We start from the raw sequence: 14,784 nt of genomic DNA on the forward strand, positions 1-14,784 counted from the left end.
CACTCTTGCGCCCCCGGTCATCGGCACTTCATATCGGCGGCGCTAGCCTTCTCTGCTGCCCGCAGCCGATGGCCTACGGTTTTTTCGCACCCTTATTTTCGGAATCCCGCCCATGAAACTCTCCGCACGTTCCGCCGCCCTCTACAGCGTCACGTTTGCCGGCCTGCTGGCGCTCAGCGCCTGCGGCAAGAACGAGCAGCAGCCGGCCAGCGCGCCGGCTGCCCCGAGCACGGCGCCGGCCCCCGCCAGCACCGCCCCGGCCAAGCCGGCACCGGCCAGCACGGCCCCGGCACCGGCGCATACCGCCGCCGCCCCGGCGAGCCCGGCACCGGCCGGCACCACGGCCGCGGCGACCGCCCCGGCGCCCGCCAATGCCGATAGCTTCCAGGTGAGCACGGTGATGCTGGGCGATGCGGTCAACGCCGACCACAAGGTGCGCAAGGAAGTGACCACCTTCTCCCCCGGCCAGAAAACCTTCTACGTCAGCGTGGACACCACCGGCAGCACCGCCGGCGCCACCCTCAATGCCAAGTGGAGCTACCTGGAAGGCGGCGGCAAGATGGTCAACAGCGTCAGCCAGTCGATCGTCGCCGACGGCCCGGCCACCACCACCTTCCGCGTGGTCAATCCCGATCTGTGGCCGGAAGGCAAGTACGAAGTGGATATCCTGCTCGATGGCAAGCAGGTCGCCAGCAAGACCTTCCAGGTCAAGAAGAGCTAAGCCTCCTCGACATGGATGTACACCGGGGCGCCCCGCTGGGCGCCCTTTTGTTGTGGGATAGGACGTGCATGAATACGCCTCCCATGGCATCGCAAGTCGTTACGTGCAATGTCCGGTATGGCACCATCGCGATCCGGGGAATCGAGAGGCAGTTTTAGCGTGGAGCAGCAAGGCGGGGCCGAAGTCCTTAGCCAGGAAGACGCACTGAGCCGGCCCGGCCCGGACTGGTTGCGTCGATTCGTTGGCCCGGCGCTGTCGGTGTTGATGCTGGGCCTGGCACTGTGGGCGCTGTACCGCCTGGCGGGCGAGGTGAGCTATCACCAGGTGGGCCAGTACATGCACCGGCTGCGGCGCGGACGCATCGGCCAGGCGATCGTGCTGACCGCGCTCGGCTACGCGGTGATGCCGCTCTACGATTTGTTCGCGCTCGACACGATCGGGCGCAAGCTGCCCAAGCCGCGCGTGGCGCTGATTTCCTTCATCAGCTACGCCTTCAGCAACACGCTGGGCATGGCGATGCTGGTGTCGGGCTCGATCCGCTACCGCTTCTATATCCAGGCCGGCCTGACCACGATGGAAGTGGCCAAGGTGGTGCTGTTCTGCACGATCAGTTTCTGGCTGGGCCTGTTTACCATCACCGGTGTCACCCTGCTGCTGGTGCCGTTGCCGCCCGGGCTGACGCTGACGCATGCGCGCCTGGCACTGGGTATCGTGCTGTGCGCGATACCGCTGCTGTGGTTGCTGGGCGGCGCGCTGGTGCGCCGGCCGATCCGCGTGTGGCGCTGGGACGTGCGCCTGCCGCCGGTAAGCGTGGGCCTGCGCCAGATTTTCGTCGGCGCGCTGGACTGGGGGTTGGCCGCCGCGGTGCTGTACGCGCTGATGCCCGACGCGCTGGTGCTGCACTTCGGTTCGTTCCTGGCGATTTTCGCGCTGGGCCAGATCGCCGGCTTGATCAGCCACGTGCCCGGCGGCCTGGGCGTGTTCGAAGCGGTGATGCTGGCCGGCTTCGGCGCCACCGGCAACCAGGCGCTGTCGGCGCCGATTCTTGGCGCGCTGGCCGCGTATCGCGGCGTCTACTATCTGCTGCCGCTGTGCGCGGCCGCTGTGGCCGTGGTGATCCGCGAGGCGCGCGGGCTGCGGCAGGCGACGCTGCTTTCGCCCTGGTTCAATGGTTTGCTGCCGCCGTTCTTTGCCGGGCTCACGCTGGTCTCCGGCGCCGTGCTGCTTTTTTCCGGCGCCACCGCCGCGCTGCCCGGACGCATGGAACTGCTCAGCGACCTGCTGCCGTTGCCGGTGCTGGAGGTGTCGCATTTTCTCAGCAGCGTGATCGGCATGTCCCTGCTGATCCTGGCGCGCGGCCTGCAGCGCCGGCTGGATGCCGCGTACTGGCTGACGCTGGTGCTGCTGATCGCCGGCGCCGTGGCGCAGCTGCTCAAGGGCATCGATTACGAAGAAGCCACCTTGCTGGTGTTGCTCGCCGTGGCCCTGGCGCCCGCGCATCGCCTGTTCTACCGGCGCGCGTCGCTATTTGAGGTGACGTTCTCCTTCGGCTGGCTGCTGGCCTGCGCCACCGTGCTCGGCTGCACGCTGTGGCTGGTGTTCTTCAGCTACCAGCACGTGGAATACAGCCGCGACTTGTGGTGGCAATTCAGTTTCTATCACGGCAATGCGCCGCGTGCGCTGCGCGCGCTGGTCGGCGCCACGGGCGTGGCGCTGCTGTTTGCGCTGACCACGCTGATCCGCTCGGCGCGCCCGCGTCCCACGCTGCCCGACGAGGCGGAGCTGGCGCGCGCGCTGCCGCTGATCAAGCACTATTCCTCCGCGCAGGCGCATCTGGCGCTGATGGGCGACAAGAGCCTGCTGTTCGATCCCGCCGGCAAGGCCTTCATCATGTATGGCATCGAAGGACGCAGCTGGGTGGCGATGGGCGATCCGATCGGGCGCGACGATCGCGCCCGGCAGGAGCTGGTGTGGACCTTCCGCGAGCACTGCGAACGCGCCGGCGGCTGGCCGGTGTTCTACCAGGTCAATCCCGCGGACCTGGACCTGTACCTGGAAGTGGGCATGAGCCTGCTGAAGGTCGGCGAGGAAGCGCGCGTGAAGCTCGAACACTTCAACCTCGACGGCAAATCGAAGAAGAGCCTGCGCAACACCGTCAACAAATTGCACCGCGACGGCCTGCGCCTGGAAATCGTGCCGACCGAACACGTGCCGGCGCTGCTGCCGCGCTTGAAGCCCATCTCCGATGCGTGGCTGCGCGACAAGCGCGTGCGCGAGAAAGGGTTCTCCCTCGGCGGCTTCGACGAGCGCTATCTGGCCCGCACGCCGATGGCGGTGGTGTGGCAGGAGGACAAGCCGGTGGCCTTCGCCAACCTGCTGCTGACCGAAAGCATGGACGAAGCGTCGGTGGACCTGATGCGGCACGTGCCCGACAGCCCCGTGGGCCTGATGGATTACCTGTTCGTGGAATTGATGCTGTGGGCCAAAGACCACGGCTACCGCTGGTTCAACCTCGGCATGGCGCCGCTCTCGGGCCTGCAGAGCCGGCGCCAGGCGCCGCTGTGGAACCGCTTCGGTGCGCTGATCTTCGGCCGTGGCGAACGCTTCTATAATTTCCAGGGCCTGCACCGCTACAAAGACAAGTTCGATCCGGAATGGGAGCCGCGCTACATGGCGGTACCCGGCGGTATCGCGCTGCCGGTGGTGCTCACCAATGTCGCCAGCCTGATCGCCGGCGGACTTACCGGAGTCGTGCGTCGATGAAAGTGCGTGCCATCGTTGTGGTGCTCCTGTGCGTGGCGGTCGCCGCCGCCCTGATCGTGTTAAAGCCGTTGCCCCGCCCGAGCCTGGAAGACGCCACCACCAAACTGCCCGCCACCGCGCCGGCACCCGCCGGCCATGACAACGTGCTGGCGGTGTTCTACTCCGGTGACGGCGGCTGGCGCGACCTGGACAAGCAAGTCGGCAGCCGCCTGGCCGCGCGCGGCATTCCGGTGCTGGGCGTGAGCTGCCTGGCGTATTACTGGCGCAATCGTTCGCCGGACGAATCCGCGCGTGATCTTGATGCGCTGATCGATCGCTACACCACCGCCTGGCACAAGCAGAAAGTGTGGCTGATCGGCTTCTCGTTCGGCGCGGACGTGTTGCCGACCATCGTGCAGAAGCTCAGCCCCGCCAACCGCGCGCGCATATCGCAACTGGTGCTGCTCTCTCCCAGCAACGACGTGAACTTCGAAGTCGAGCTGGAAGGGTACATGACCGAGAACTGGCTCAAGACGCACACCAAGGCCATCATGCAGTGGCTGAACCCCGTGCAGCACTACCCCGCACTGCCACGTCTGGACGCGCTGCAGAACAAGCCGCCGGTGGTGTGCTATTACGGCAAGGACGACAGCGACGATACCGTCTGCGACGATCCGAAGCTGCCCGTCTGGGTCAAGGTTTACGAAATGCCCGGCGATCACCACTTCGACTACAACTACGACGGGCTGGCCACGCGCATGATCGGCGACCTGCCTTCGGATGCACCACCGCAGGCGCCCGCCACGCCATAACGCAACGCAGACGGCGCGCTAATACCAAATCGACACGCACATCACACCGTGGCCGCCAAGCCGCGGCGCAGCGCGTATGCGCGCTCCGTGCCCGCGCACGCGGGCATAGCCCTTGCGTGCACAAAACTGGCACGAAGGATTTACATCGAACGTGATCAAATCCATCGCCGCATCGGGCACATGCTGTCGATGCGAATCCGCCCACTCGCATGTGCGTGGCGCGTGCGATCGTTCAAATGAGGTACTGTCATGAATCGAAATGAGGATGTTATCCACAACCAGTGGAAGCAGCTTTCCGGAAACATCAAGCAGCATTGGGGAAAGCTCACCGACGAGGACCTGAATGTCGCTGACGGAAGCGCCGAATATCTCACCGGCAAACTTGAGCAGCGCTACGGCATGGCCCACGGCCAAGCGCAGCAACAGGTGCGCGAATTCGAGCACCAGATAAGCCAACTCGGCGGCACCAAGCACTAACCGGTCGCCATACCATCATGAGCCGCCCCGCACCAGCATGCGTCGCACGCAAGGCGCATTCGGGCTGGTGCGGGGTTGGGGCGAGCGCCGGGCATGTCCGTGCATCCGGCGACACCACGGCGTCATCCGTGCATCGCGAATGTGACCGATGCGCGCCCCGCCGCTTCGCTCGCAGCGCGTTCCATGTGCATGCGCGCATGGCGCGAGGCAACAGGCCTGCCTGAGCCGCCCAGGCCTCTTCGCCGCACCCAGGCTTCCCTGACCTCGGCAAACCTTAGCCTGCTGTGAATCCATCGCACGGGCGCCTTCGAAATTCCTTGATCGTTCAACTCGCTGAACGGTTCCACGGCGCCTGGACAAATCGTTCACAGGCCAATTGATCGAATCATTCGCGTCCGGCCAAAGTCGCCTAGATCAGCAGGAGGTTTGCCATGAACCCGCACACCATCAAGGGCCAGTGGAACCAAGTGAGCGGCAAGATCAAGCAGCAATGGGGCAAGTTGACCGACGACGATATGAAAATCGTCCAAGGCAACGTCCAAATGCTTGCCGGCCGTCTGCAGGAACGCTACGGCATCGCCCGCGATGAAGCCGAGCGCGAAATACGGGCCTTTGAAGAAAGCCTGCAGATGAGCCGGCGCTCGCCCTCTCATCTCAAGCACTGAGCGGGGCGGCGCGGACGTGCCGAAGGAACGCACCGCCCCCTGACATCGGCATTGCTTGGACGCCATTTTCCGATCCGTCCCCTCGAAGGAGACCATCATGCTTTATTGGGCCGCCGTATTCTTTGTCATTGCCATCATCGCCGCGGTGTTCGGTTTCGGCGGCATCGCCGCCGGCGCGGCCAGTATCGCCAAGATCCTGTTTTTCGTTTTTATCGTGCTGTTCCTGTTGTCGTTGATTTCCGGTGCGTTCCGACGCGGCGGGCCACGCTTATAATGACAAACCGTAGGTAGCAGCTTGCGTCGCGATTGCCGTGGACAGTCGCGGCGCTTTTGTATCTGCCGACGCATGGGCTCCCTCTCCTTTCAAGCACGCGGGGAGAGGAAGAGGACATGTCGCTCCATGCAAGCCGAGCGAACCGTTCCTAATACGAACGAAACACCGCCACACCATCCATGCGCACCGCATTATCGGCCCGTAGCCAAGGCAGCGCAGCCACCACCGCCGTGCAAGGCCCGAGCGTGCACACGCGAATGGCGCGCGTGACCGCCTCGCGTTCAAGCATGCCCAGCACCTGGCGCAAAATCGATCCGGTGAACGGCGTAAACAGGTAAAACACCGTACCGGACGATAGATCGATCGACCGCGCATCCGCATGCACGAAACGCACACGGCGCAGATTGAGCGCACGCGCGGCGTGCCTCGCGCAGTCGATATAAGCCCGCTCCACTTCGACACCCACGCAGCGTGCCGATGTGCAGATGGCACTCAGCAAGGACACATGCCCCAGACCGGCGCCCATGTCGATCAGCACGTCGCGTTCACCCAATTGCGCCCGCTGAATGAAGTCGAAAATATGCCGCGCCGGCGTGGGCTGGTAGCGCACCATTTCCGCGCCTGGCGCGCCCCCGTGCGCACGGGGCTCATCGAATTGGAGTACACCACTGACCATCTCGTCGAGATAATCGTAACCCTCGCCCCGCACATGGTCGCTGGGCAGCTCGCGCAAGCATGCCGACAGCGCCTCGGCGCCACGGCCTTGCCGGATGTCTTCGCGCAGCGATTGATAAAACGCACTATTCACCGCTTCAAGCGCATCGGCGAACGCCTCGGCCCGGGCGTGCAACGCAACGGCGTCGTTGCCGGCCGGATCCGGCGCGTGGATGAGGCCGGTTTCCAGCCGGTCGAGCGCCTCGGCACGACGGCGCAGTTGATCTGGCACACATAACAGACGATCCTGCTCAAGCTCGCCGAGTATTTTTTCCAACCCCGTTGCCATTACCTGCCAACCGCCGCATCGATCCGCGCAGCATGCGCCGCGCGCACGCCGCCGGCAACCGGCCACAGGAACCCGCATGCATCATTGGGCCACCATCCGATCCGTAACGCATGATGATTTTCGCGCGTGGCTCCCGCTCTGGGATGGCTACAACGCGTTTTACGGGCGCAGCGGCGCCACCGCGTTGCCGGCGGACATCACGCGGATGACGTGGTCGCGCTTCTTCGATGCCTACGAACCGGTACATGCGCTGGTCGCCGAGCACGAAGGCCGGTTGCTGGGACTGGCGCATTATCTGTTTCATCGCAGCACCATCCAGATCGAGCCGAGCTGCTACCTGCAGGATCTGTTTACCGACGAAACCGCGCGCGGCATGGGCATCGGGCGGGCGCTGATCGAAGCGGTTTACCGACAGGCCGCGCAGGCGGGCTGCGCGCGCGTGTACTGGCATACGCATGAAACAAATGCGACGGCGATGCAGCTGTACGACCAGCTGGCGCAGAAATCGGGCTTCGTGGTGTACCGCAAAGCCTTGTAACGTCCGCCGCTGTAATAGCGCCGCTGTACCAGGGCCTGTTCATCCTATGGGCGTGGTCCGCGCCGGGAGCTGTTTGCTCGCCAGCCAAGGAAGAGCGCAATCGTGTACGTCCGTACACGACTGCGCGATGACGCCGGATGGCGGGCAAGCAGACCCGGCCCTAGGGCTGGCGCCGCAGCCATTCTCCCAGCTGGGCCAATACCTGGTGCCGGCCGGTTTCGGTTTCGTTGAAAAGCTCGTGGTACAGCGTGTCGAAAAACCGGCTGGTGAGTTGCTTCGTCGCCCATGCACCGGCGGCAAAATCGCGGCTGCCGGAGGGATCGACCAGCCGGTCGCTGCCGGCAACCAGCAACAGCGTGGGTACGCGCAGCCGCCAGGCGTCGGTGATGCTGCTGGCGCCGGCGCGGAAAATGAAATCGGCCATGCGCGGCGTAACCCAGCCGCTGCATAGCGGGTCGTTGCGGTACGCCTCGATCACTTGCGTGTCGTGCGACAGCCCTTGCAGCGGCAAGCCGTTGCGCAAAGGCAGGTTCGGCACGACGCGGCTGAGCACGCTGGCCAGCTTGCGTAGCCAGGGTGCTTCATAGGTGCGCAAGGCCGGCGATGAAAGAATCAGTGCCGGCGGCTCCACGCGGCCATCGAGCACCGCGCGCAAGGCCACCGCGCCGCCCATGCTATGCCCAAGCAGCAAGGGTGGACGTCCAAACGCTTGCGCGTAGTCCCGGTAGACGTGCGCGAGATCGCGCAGCAGGTCGTCGCGGTGACGCAGGGCCGCGCGCCGGCCGCGCGTGCGGCCATGGCCGCGCTGGTCATAGCTGCGCACCGCATAGCCGCGCGCAAGAAACCACTGCGCCAGATGCTCGTAGCGTCCGCTGTGCTCGCCCAGGCCATGCACGACCAACACGGCCGCGTGCGCCGAACGATTCGGCCAATCGCGCAGGAACAACGCCTGCCCGTCCGGCATGGTCAGCGATGCGGCCGTATCGGCGGCGGTTGAATCCCCCGCCGTGGCATGCGCCGGCTGTTGTGGTTTCATCCCTCTGCTCCCGAGGCCCCGCGCGTACCTTACCTTTCCCGTCGCGCAGCGGGAAGCCGGCCCGGGACACCGGCGCCGATGCCGGTGCCGGTGACGCGAAACAACGGATGTCTAGAAGGCCGGCGATCGGCTCAGAACGGGCCGACGTTGCGCCAGCGCAGATCGCCGATGGCGGGGTCGCTGAGGCCCGGCTCGCCGGTTTCCACATGCCCCGCCAGGCGCCGCAGGTAGCCGCTTTCCGCCTCCGAGCGGACCACCAGGTCGTACCAGCCGTAGCTGTCGCCCAGACGCCACGCGCGTTCGATGCGCTGGCCAGGTTGCAGCATGTAGGTGATGGATTGGCCGTCGTACAGGTTCTGCACGGATGCGTCGCAGAATTCGCGCCCCTCGTTCGCGAGGCTCAGTATCACGCTCGCCTGGCTGCGATCGTAGCGGCTGACCACCCGTAGCGCGGTCTTGGCCGACGCCAAATCGCCTTTGAAATGGCGCACGAAACCGTTCGGCCCGTGCACGTCCAGGTCGTATGCGCCCTGCACCGCCCAGCTGCCGCTAAGCGATTTGCCCGCTTCCACGGTGTAGTACCACGGACCATGGGGCAGATTCGCCGAACGCACCTGCAGACATGCACCGGCGCTGCCTTCGTTGATGAAGTCGATCGCGAACGTGCCACTGCCATCGGCGTGGCCATGCGCCTGCAACGCGTAGGGCAGCGCGCGCGCAGGCCGCACACCCGGTTCCTGCTGCGGCAAGGACTGCTCGGCCGGCGGCGTGGGTGAATAATCGGGATGGCGCTGGTTGTCCGGCGGTACGTACGCCTGTGTGCCAGGCAGCGGCGGCTGCGCGCCATTGGGTTTGGCAAAGTCGAAGGCACGGGTCAGGTCGCCCGCCACCGTGCGGCGCCATGCGGTGATGTTGGATTCGCGCAGATCCGGATGGCTGCGCTCGAAACGCCGCTCGATGAAGCGGATGATCGAGGTGTGATCGAACACCTCCGAGCACACCCAGCCCCCCTTGCTCCACGGCGACACCACGATCATCGGCACGCGCGGCCCCATGCCGTACGGCCCTGCTTCGTAATCGGCATTGCCCGCAAACAGCTCGTTGGCGGTTGATACCGTGGACTGGCCTTGCGCACTCGACGGCGGCACGCACGGCGGCACCATGTGGTCGAAGAAGCCGTCGTTCTCGTCGAAGGTGATGAACAGCGCGGTCTTGCTGAACACCTGCGGGTTGCTGGTCAGCGCATCGAGCACCTGCGATACGTACCACGCGCCATAGTTGGCCGGCCAGTTGGGATGTTCGCTGTACGCCTCGGGCGCGGCGATCCACGATACCTGCGGCAAGGTGTTGCCGAGCACGTCGCTGCGCAGTTGGTCGAACAACGTGCCGCCCGCGGAAATGTTGGTGCCGGTGCGTGCGCCCTGGTACAGCGGACTGCCCGGCTGCGCGTTGCGGTACTGGAAAAAATACAGCAGCGAGTTGTCGCCGTAGTTGCCGATGTAGGCATCGTCGGTCCAGCCCCAGTAACCGGCGGCATCAAGGCCGGTGCCGATGTCCTGGTAGATCTTCCAGGTGATCCCCGCTTTCTGCAGCACTTCCGGATAGGTGGACCAGGAGTAGCCCGCTTCGGCGTTGTCGATGACCGGGCCGCCGCCGGAACCGTCGTTGCCGACCCAGCCCGTCCACATGTAGTAACGGTTGGGATCGGTCGGCCCCATCAGCGAGCAATGGTACGCATCGCAAACGGTGAAGGCGTCGGCGAGCGCGTAGTGGAACGGGATGTCTTCGCGCGTGAGATACGCCATCGTGGTGGTGCCCTTGCTCGGCACCCACTGGTCGTAGTTGCCCTGGTTCCAGGCCGCGTGCGTGGTGCTCCAGTCGTGCGCGAGATCCTCCAGGAACTGCAGCCCCAGATCCGGCGCGGTGGGGTGGAAAGGCAGCACATAGTTCGATCCGTCCGGCTGGTACCACACCGCATTGCCCGAGGGCAGGTTCACCGGACGCGGATCGCCGAAACCGCGCACGCCCCGCAGCGTTCCAAAATAGTGATCGAAGGAGCGGTTTTCCTGCATCAGGATAACGATGTGCTCGATATCTTCGATCGTGCCACTGCGCCGGTCGGCGGGAATTTCCAGCGCGCGCGCGATGCTCATCGGCAACATGCCGGCGGCCGCCGTGCTGGCCATCAATTGCAGAAACCTGCGACGTTCCATCGAAGTCATGGCCGTGTCATCCATCGTTGCGCGGAGTGTGCGCAACCATAGGTTTGCAAGATTGCATTCGTGCGACGAAAGGTGCACGAGGTGATTGCGATGATCCCTGCATCACAGCATTGGCCGGTGCGCTGCGCGCGTACAAGCTTCGCCGCACAGACGTGGTGTAAGGCATTCACGCGCGCTTGACGTTTTGTCGCGCGGCTGTGTGTCGCCGTTCGCGCATGACGCTTGCCATGCGCCGGCGCCGTGCACGCGTGTCGCCGTGAAAGATGAAGCACGACGCGCGCCACCGCATGCGGGCTGCGCCGGAAGCTCGGGGTGGCGGGGCGGCTAGCCGAAATAGTCAATTTTATTGACAATAAAAGTATGGGACTATATCTTCCGCCCCATGAGCACGCCCCAGCCATGGTTTGACCTGATCCCCATCCCCGCCCTGCTGCGGCATGCGCGCAATACCTACGGCATGGCCATGCGCCAAGCGCTGGAACGCGCCGATTACGACGATCTGCCCAAGAACGGCCTGTACGTGATCGGCGGCCTGGCGCTGGGCGCGGGAGATGTCCCGCTGGGCCAGCTGATCAGGGAGCTGCGTATCTCCAAGCAGGCCGCCGGGCAGCTGGTCGATACCCTGGTGACGCGCGGCTACCTGCAACGCACGGTCGATCCCGACGACCGCCGCAAGCTGACCGTGACCCTGACCGAACGCGGCCGCGCGGCCGCCGCCGTGCAGACCGCCGCGCGCGAAGACATCGACGCCGCACTCGTGGCCTGCGTAGGCGACCACGACGTCGCTGCCATGCGCCGAACCCTGGCGGCACTGATCGACATGAGCCGACCATGGCCGGATCGCAACGACGACTGACCGTACTGCGCGCGGAGGATATCTCCGCCGCCGCCGTCACCATCGTGGCGATGGTAGCCGCGTTCTGCACGGTCTGGCGCATCGCCGCACTTTTTCACGCGGGCGCCAACGCGGGCATCCTGTCGGCAGTGCTAGTGATGACGCAGAGCCGTCGCGGCGCGGCCGGGCACGATCGATCGCTGGCGGCCGAATTGGCCGTCTTTTTGTTTGTGGCGCTTGGTGCGGCGGCGGTGGGATGGTTGCTGCATCATGCCTTTGCCGCGGGCGCGGCGGTATTCGTTGCGGTCGTATCGCTATCGGTATGGACACGCAAGTTCGGTGGCAAGATCCGTCGCATCGGCAGCCTGCTGGCGCTGCCGCTGATCGCTGTGCTGGTAGTGCCCGCGCGGCCGGACGCACCCGGCGGCATGCCGATCGACATGCTGCTGGTGTGCATCGCCGGTGCGGCCGCGTTTGGATGGCTGTTCGTGCTCACGCAATGGGCCGCGCATATCGGCCTGCGCGCAAACGTCAAGCCCACCGCTCATCCGCCGATAGCCGAACCGCAACGCACAGCGCAAGGCATGCCCGCCAGCACGCGCATGGCCATCCAGATGGCCATCGCGCTCGCTGCCGCCTTCGTGATCGGCCGCTTCGCCTTCGCGCAGCACTGGAGCTGGATCGTGCTGACTGTCTACATCGTCTGCATCGGTGCCTCCAGCCGGGGCGACGTGCTCTACAAGGGCCTGCTGCGCCTTGGCGGCGCGCTGGGCGGCACCATTGCGGCAGCGCTGGTGCAGCACGTGTTCGTGCCGCATGGCGCAGCCGCCGCTGTGCTGATCTTCGCCGTGCTGTTCGCAGGCACCTGCCTGCGCAGCATCAACTACGCCTGGTGGGCGGCCAGCGCCACACTGGTCATCTCGCTGTTGCAGGCAAGCGGCGCGCGACCGGCTTCCGGTACGCTCGACCTGCGCCTGGAAGAAATCCTGATTGGCGCGGCCTGTGCGGTGATAACCGCCTGGCTGGTGCTGCCGATTCGCACCGAGGCGGTCGTCAGGCGGCGGCTTTCCGATGCGCTGCTCGCTTTCGACGAACTGGCCGCCTGCCCCGCCGACGTGCAGCCCGGCGAACGCGCACACAAACGGCGCGTGCTCGACGATCGCATGGCGCGCATCGCGCTCATCGCCGTGCCGATCCAGTGGCATCGGCGCCTGACGCGTCCAGGCGCCGACCGCGACCATCCGGCCATTTGGGTGGAACTCTTGCAGCATTGCGTTGGCCATGCCGATGGCATCGCCGGTCCGCGCGATGAGCTGGTGCGGGCGATTCGTCTGTCGCGCAAGACGCTCGGTGCCAACGAGCTATCCACCACCGCCGCACTGCGGCGCCTGCATGGCCTGCTTGCCAAGCATCCGCCGCAGGCAATGCCTTCGCGGTCACCCGAAAACGAACCCGAACTGGAAGCGTGAATCCCATGGAGCCCTCCGAACGCATCGACCAACTGATCGCCGGACTCACCGACTGGCGCGGCCCCATGCTGGCAAGCGTGCGCAAGGCCATCCTCGATGCCCACGCGCAGATCGTGGAGGAATGGAAGTGGATGGGCAGCCCCACCTGGTATTGCGACGGATTGATCGCGGTCGCCAACGCGCACAAGGATAAGGTAAAGCTCACCTTCGCCTACGGCGCCAGCCTGCCCGATCCCGACCGGCTCTTCAACGCCGGGCTCGCGGGCAACGCACGGCGCGCCATCGACTGGTTCGAAGGCGACAAGCTGGACAAGCGCGCGCTGAAAAATCTCATTCGCGCCGCCATCGACCACAACCAAAGCAAGTCCCATGCAAAGGCCAAACCGAAGGCGCCGGCTGCCGCCCCGGCGAAAGCGGGCAAGCGCAAGAGGTAACCGCGCTATCTTGACCGTTTCCTCGAGGTTGCCCGCGTTGCAGTAGTGCGGCAATTACGCGACATGGACCACGTGCGCGCACAGCATGCGGCATGGGTAACCACTGGGCCCGCGGCGGGCGACCGCGCACCGGCACGTCATTCGCCAATGCGGCAAACGGTGCCTAGCCGTTCGCCGGCGCGCCCGTGTTGAACGCCAATTGGGCGGCGAAAGCCCGCTGGTAGGCGGGGCGCGCTTCGCCGCGCGCAACGTAGGCGGCCAGGCTGGGAAATTCATCCAGAATGCCCGAGGGCCGGGTTCTCAGCAGCACCGAGACCATGACCAGATCGCCCGCGCTGAACGCACCATCCAGCCATGTGGCATCCCCCAGGCGCGCGGAGAGCTGGCCCAGCCGGTGGCGGATGCGGTCCCTGACCAGGGGCAGGCGGTCCTTGGCCCACGGTTTATCGCCTTCGGTGAACTTCACGGTTACCAATTCCAGAATCGGCGGCTCCACGGTGTTGAGTCCGGCGAACATCCACATGATCGCGCGCGCCCTTGCATCGGCATCGTCCGGCAACAGGCCCGCATGACGCGAGGCGACATGGAAAATGATCGCGCCCGATTCGAACAGTACAAGATCGCCTTCCTCATACGTTGGAATCTGGCCGAAGGGATGAATGGCCAGATGCGCAGGCTCCTTCATCGCGGTAAACGAAACAGGGCGAACGTTGTAGGGCAAGCCCGCCTCTTCAAGTACCCAGCGAACGCGCGTATCGCGCGCCAACCCCTTGCCGCCGTCCGGCGAGCGTTCAAACGCGGTAATGGTGATAGTCATCTTTGTCCTCCTGCGAATGGTGATTGCGCAGCGCATATCCGCAAGCCACGACCCCGATGGTCGATTTCACCATGCGTGGCACGGCTTGCCCTGTTTGGCAAGACGACGAACGGGTCGCTGCCCGATCGACACGCCCACGTCGAGCGCTCGGCGAGGCTGGCCGTCGGCCGGCCATAGGTGAGCATATCTGCCCTGTAATGCAGGCGGCGGCGGAATCTTTACCTCCATGGACAACCCCTTGGCTTTGTCCTTGAACGCGAGAAGCGACCGGATGATCCGTGTGCGATGGTGCGCCGAATGGTCGTGTTTGGCGTCGAAGCTTTTTAGAGCCATCAAACCATTGACGGAAACCCGCACGAAAATCTCGGAGGAACCTTCCTTTGTGTCCCGCCCCGTGCTTGGATCGATGCTTAGCGCCTTCGCAATAAACGGCCAGCCATCCCGCAGATGACCGCGCGCGTCACCGTCTAGGCGTCCGGGGTGTTCGATGTCGCCTTGTTCGAAATCCCACGACGGAAAACATTGGTTGGTTGAGGCAACGCCATAAGGTTGACCGCCCGCCTCAAAGTTGGCCTCGCAAGTCACCGACACCTGCGACGCCAGCGGTGAGTACGCCGCACACCCAAGCAGCGAAGCCATGACGATGGCGCTCAAAATAGGCCGCAATGACGAGCCGGCAAATTTGCGCATGTCAAACTTCCCTTTTTGAAACATCACCCCTCTGATATGCCCATGCCCG

15 protein-coding genes are annotated in these 14,784 nt (G+C 65.0%); 10 read left to right on the forward strand and 5 right to left on the reverse strand.

The genetic code is table 11. The annotated features are described in order from the left end of the window. Positions 1–112: 112 nt before the first annotated feature. The 6 genes from VME63_RS08145 (at position 113) to VME63_RS08170 (ending at position 5,691) form a co-directional block, all read left to right on the forward strand. Complete coding sequence (locus tag VME63_RS08145; protein WP_325432100.1) at positions 113–721, forward strand: hypothetical protein; 609 nt, start codon at positions 113–115, stop codon at positions 719–721. A gap of 159 nt (positions 722–880) precedes the next feature. Next, the gene (gene mprF / locus VME63_RS08150; RefSeq protein WP_325432102.1) at positions 881–3,484 is read left to right on the forward strand and encodes a bifunctional lysylphosphatidylglycerol flippase/synthetase MprF; all 2,604 of its coding nucleotides are present in this window, start codon (positions 881–883) and stop codon (positions 3,482–3,484) included. Beyond that, positions 3,481–4,275, forward strand: a complete 795-nt coding sequence (locus VME63_RS08155; RefSeq protein WP_325432104.1) for an AcvB/VirJ family lysyl-phosphatidylglycerol hydrolase — start codon at positions 3,481–3,483, stop codon at positions 4,273–4,275. The genes mprF and VME63_RS08155 overlap by 4 nt, the downstream gene beginning before the upstream one ends. Before the next feature lie 249 nt (positions 4,276–4,524). Next, the gene (locus VME63_RS08160) at positions 4,525–4,752 is read left to right on the forward strand and encodes a CsbD family protein (protein ID WP_325432106.1); all 228 of its coding nucleotides are present in this window, start codon (positions 4,525–4,527) and stop codon (positions 4,750–4,752) included. Between the two features lie 431 nt (positions 4,753–5,183). Continuing rightward, positions 5,184–5,417, forward strand: coding sequence for a CsbD family protein (locus VME63_RS08165; protein WP_325432108.1), 234 nt, complete (start codon positions 5,184–5,186; stop codon positions 5,415–5,417). 97 nt (positions 5,418–5,514) lie between these two features. Further along, entirely contained in the window at positions 5,515–5,691 is a 177-nt protein-coding gene (locus VME63_RS08170) for a DUF1328 domain-containing protein (protein WP_325432110.1), read from the forward strand. Positions 5,692–5,839: 148 nt separating this feature from the next. Here the strand turns inward: VME63_RS08170 and VME63_RS08175 are convergent, their stop codons facing one another. Beyond that, the gene (locus VME63_RS08175; RefSeq protein WP_325432112.1) at positions 5,840–6,694 is read right to left on the reverse strand and encodes a class I SAM-dependent methyltransferase; all 855 of its coding nucleotides are present in this window, start codon (positions 6,692–6,694) and stop codon (positions 5,840–5,842) included. Positions 6,695–6,770: 76 nt separating this feature from the next. Here VME63_RS08175 and VME63_RS08180 point away from each other — a divergent pair, with 76 nt between their 5' ends. After that, complete coding sequence (locus tag VME63_RS08180; protein WP_325432114.1) at positions 6,771–7,232, forward strand: GNAT family N-acetyltransferase; 462 nt, start codon at positions 6,771–6,773, stop codon at positions 7,230–7,232. 160 nt (positions 7,233–7,392) lie between these two features. Here VME63_RS08180 and VME63_RS08185 read toward each other — a convergent pair whose 3' ends face one another. Next, the gene (locus VME63_RS08185) at positions 7,393–8,268 is read right to left on the reverse strand and encodes a lysophospholipase (RefSeq protein ID WP_325432116.1); all 876 of its coding nucleotides are present in this window, start codon (positions 8,266–8,268) and stop codon (positions 7,393–7,395) included. 131 nt (positions 8,269–8,399) lie between these two features. After that, a complete protein-coding gene (locus VME63_RS08190) occupies positions 8,400–10,490 on the reverse strand; it encodes a phosphocholine-specific phospholipase C (RefSeq protein WP_325432118.1) in 2,091 nt (696 codons plus the stop codon). Between the two features lie 382 nt (positions 10,491–10,872). On the opposite strand from VME63_RS08190, the gene VME63_RS08195 reads away from it, so the two are divergent. The 3 genes from VME63_RS08195 to VME63_RS08205 are packed head-to-tail and all read left to right on the forward strand — an operon-like array spanning position 10,873 to position 13,228. After that, positions 10,873–11,346, forward strand: a complete 474-nt coding sequence (locus VME63_RS08195; protein ID WP_325432120.1) for a MarR family transcriptional regulator — start codon at positions 10,873–10,875, stop codon at positions 11,344–11,346. Next, the gene (locus VME63_RS08200; RefSeq protein WP_325432122.1) at positions 11,322–12,794 is read left to right on the forward strand and encodes an FUSC family protein; all 1,473 of its coding nucleotides are present in this window, start codon (positions 11,322–11,324) and stop codon (positions 12,792–12,794) included. Before VME63_RS08195 ends, VME63_RS08200 begins: the two co-directional genes overlap by 25 nt. A 5-nt stretch (positions 12,795–12,799) precedes the next feature. Continuing rightward, positions 12,800–13,228: a DUF1801 domain-containing protein gene (locus VME63_RS08205; RefSeq protein ID WP_325432124.1), complete on the forward strand. Its 429-nt coding sequence runs from the start codon at positions 12,800–12,802 to the stop codon at positions 13,226–13,228. Between the two features lie 163 nt (positions 13,229–13,391). Here the strand turns inward: VME63_RS08205 and VME63_RS08210 are convergent, their stop codons facing one another. Further along, entirely contained in the window at positions 13,392–14,045 is a 654-nt protein-coding gene (locus VME63_RS08210) for a glutathione S-transferase family protein (protein WP_325432126.1), read from the reverse strand. A 66-nt stretch (positions 14,046–14,111) separates the two neighbouring features. Continuing rightward, a complete protein-coding gene (locus tag VME63_RS08215) occupies positions 14,112–14,735 on the reverse strand; it encodes a hypothetical protein (RefSeq protein WP_325432128.1) in 624 nt (207 codons plus the stop codon). Positions 14,736–14,784: the final 49 nt, after the last annotated feature.

The sequence above is a fragment of the Dyella sp. genome, assembly GCF_035503745.1.
Taxonomy (GTDB): Bacteria; Pseudomonadota; Gammaproteobacteria; order Xanthomonadales; family Rhodanobacteraceae; genus Dyella_B.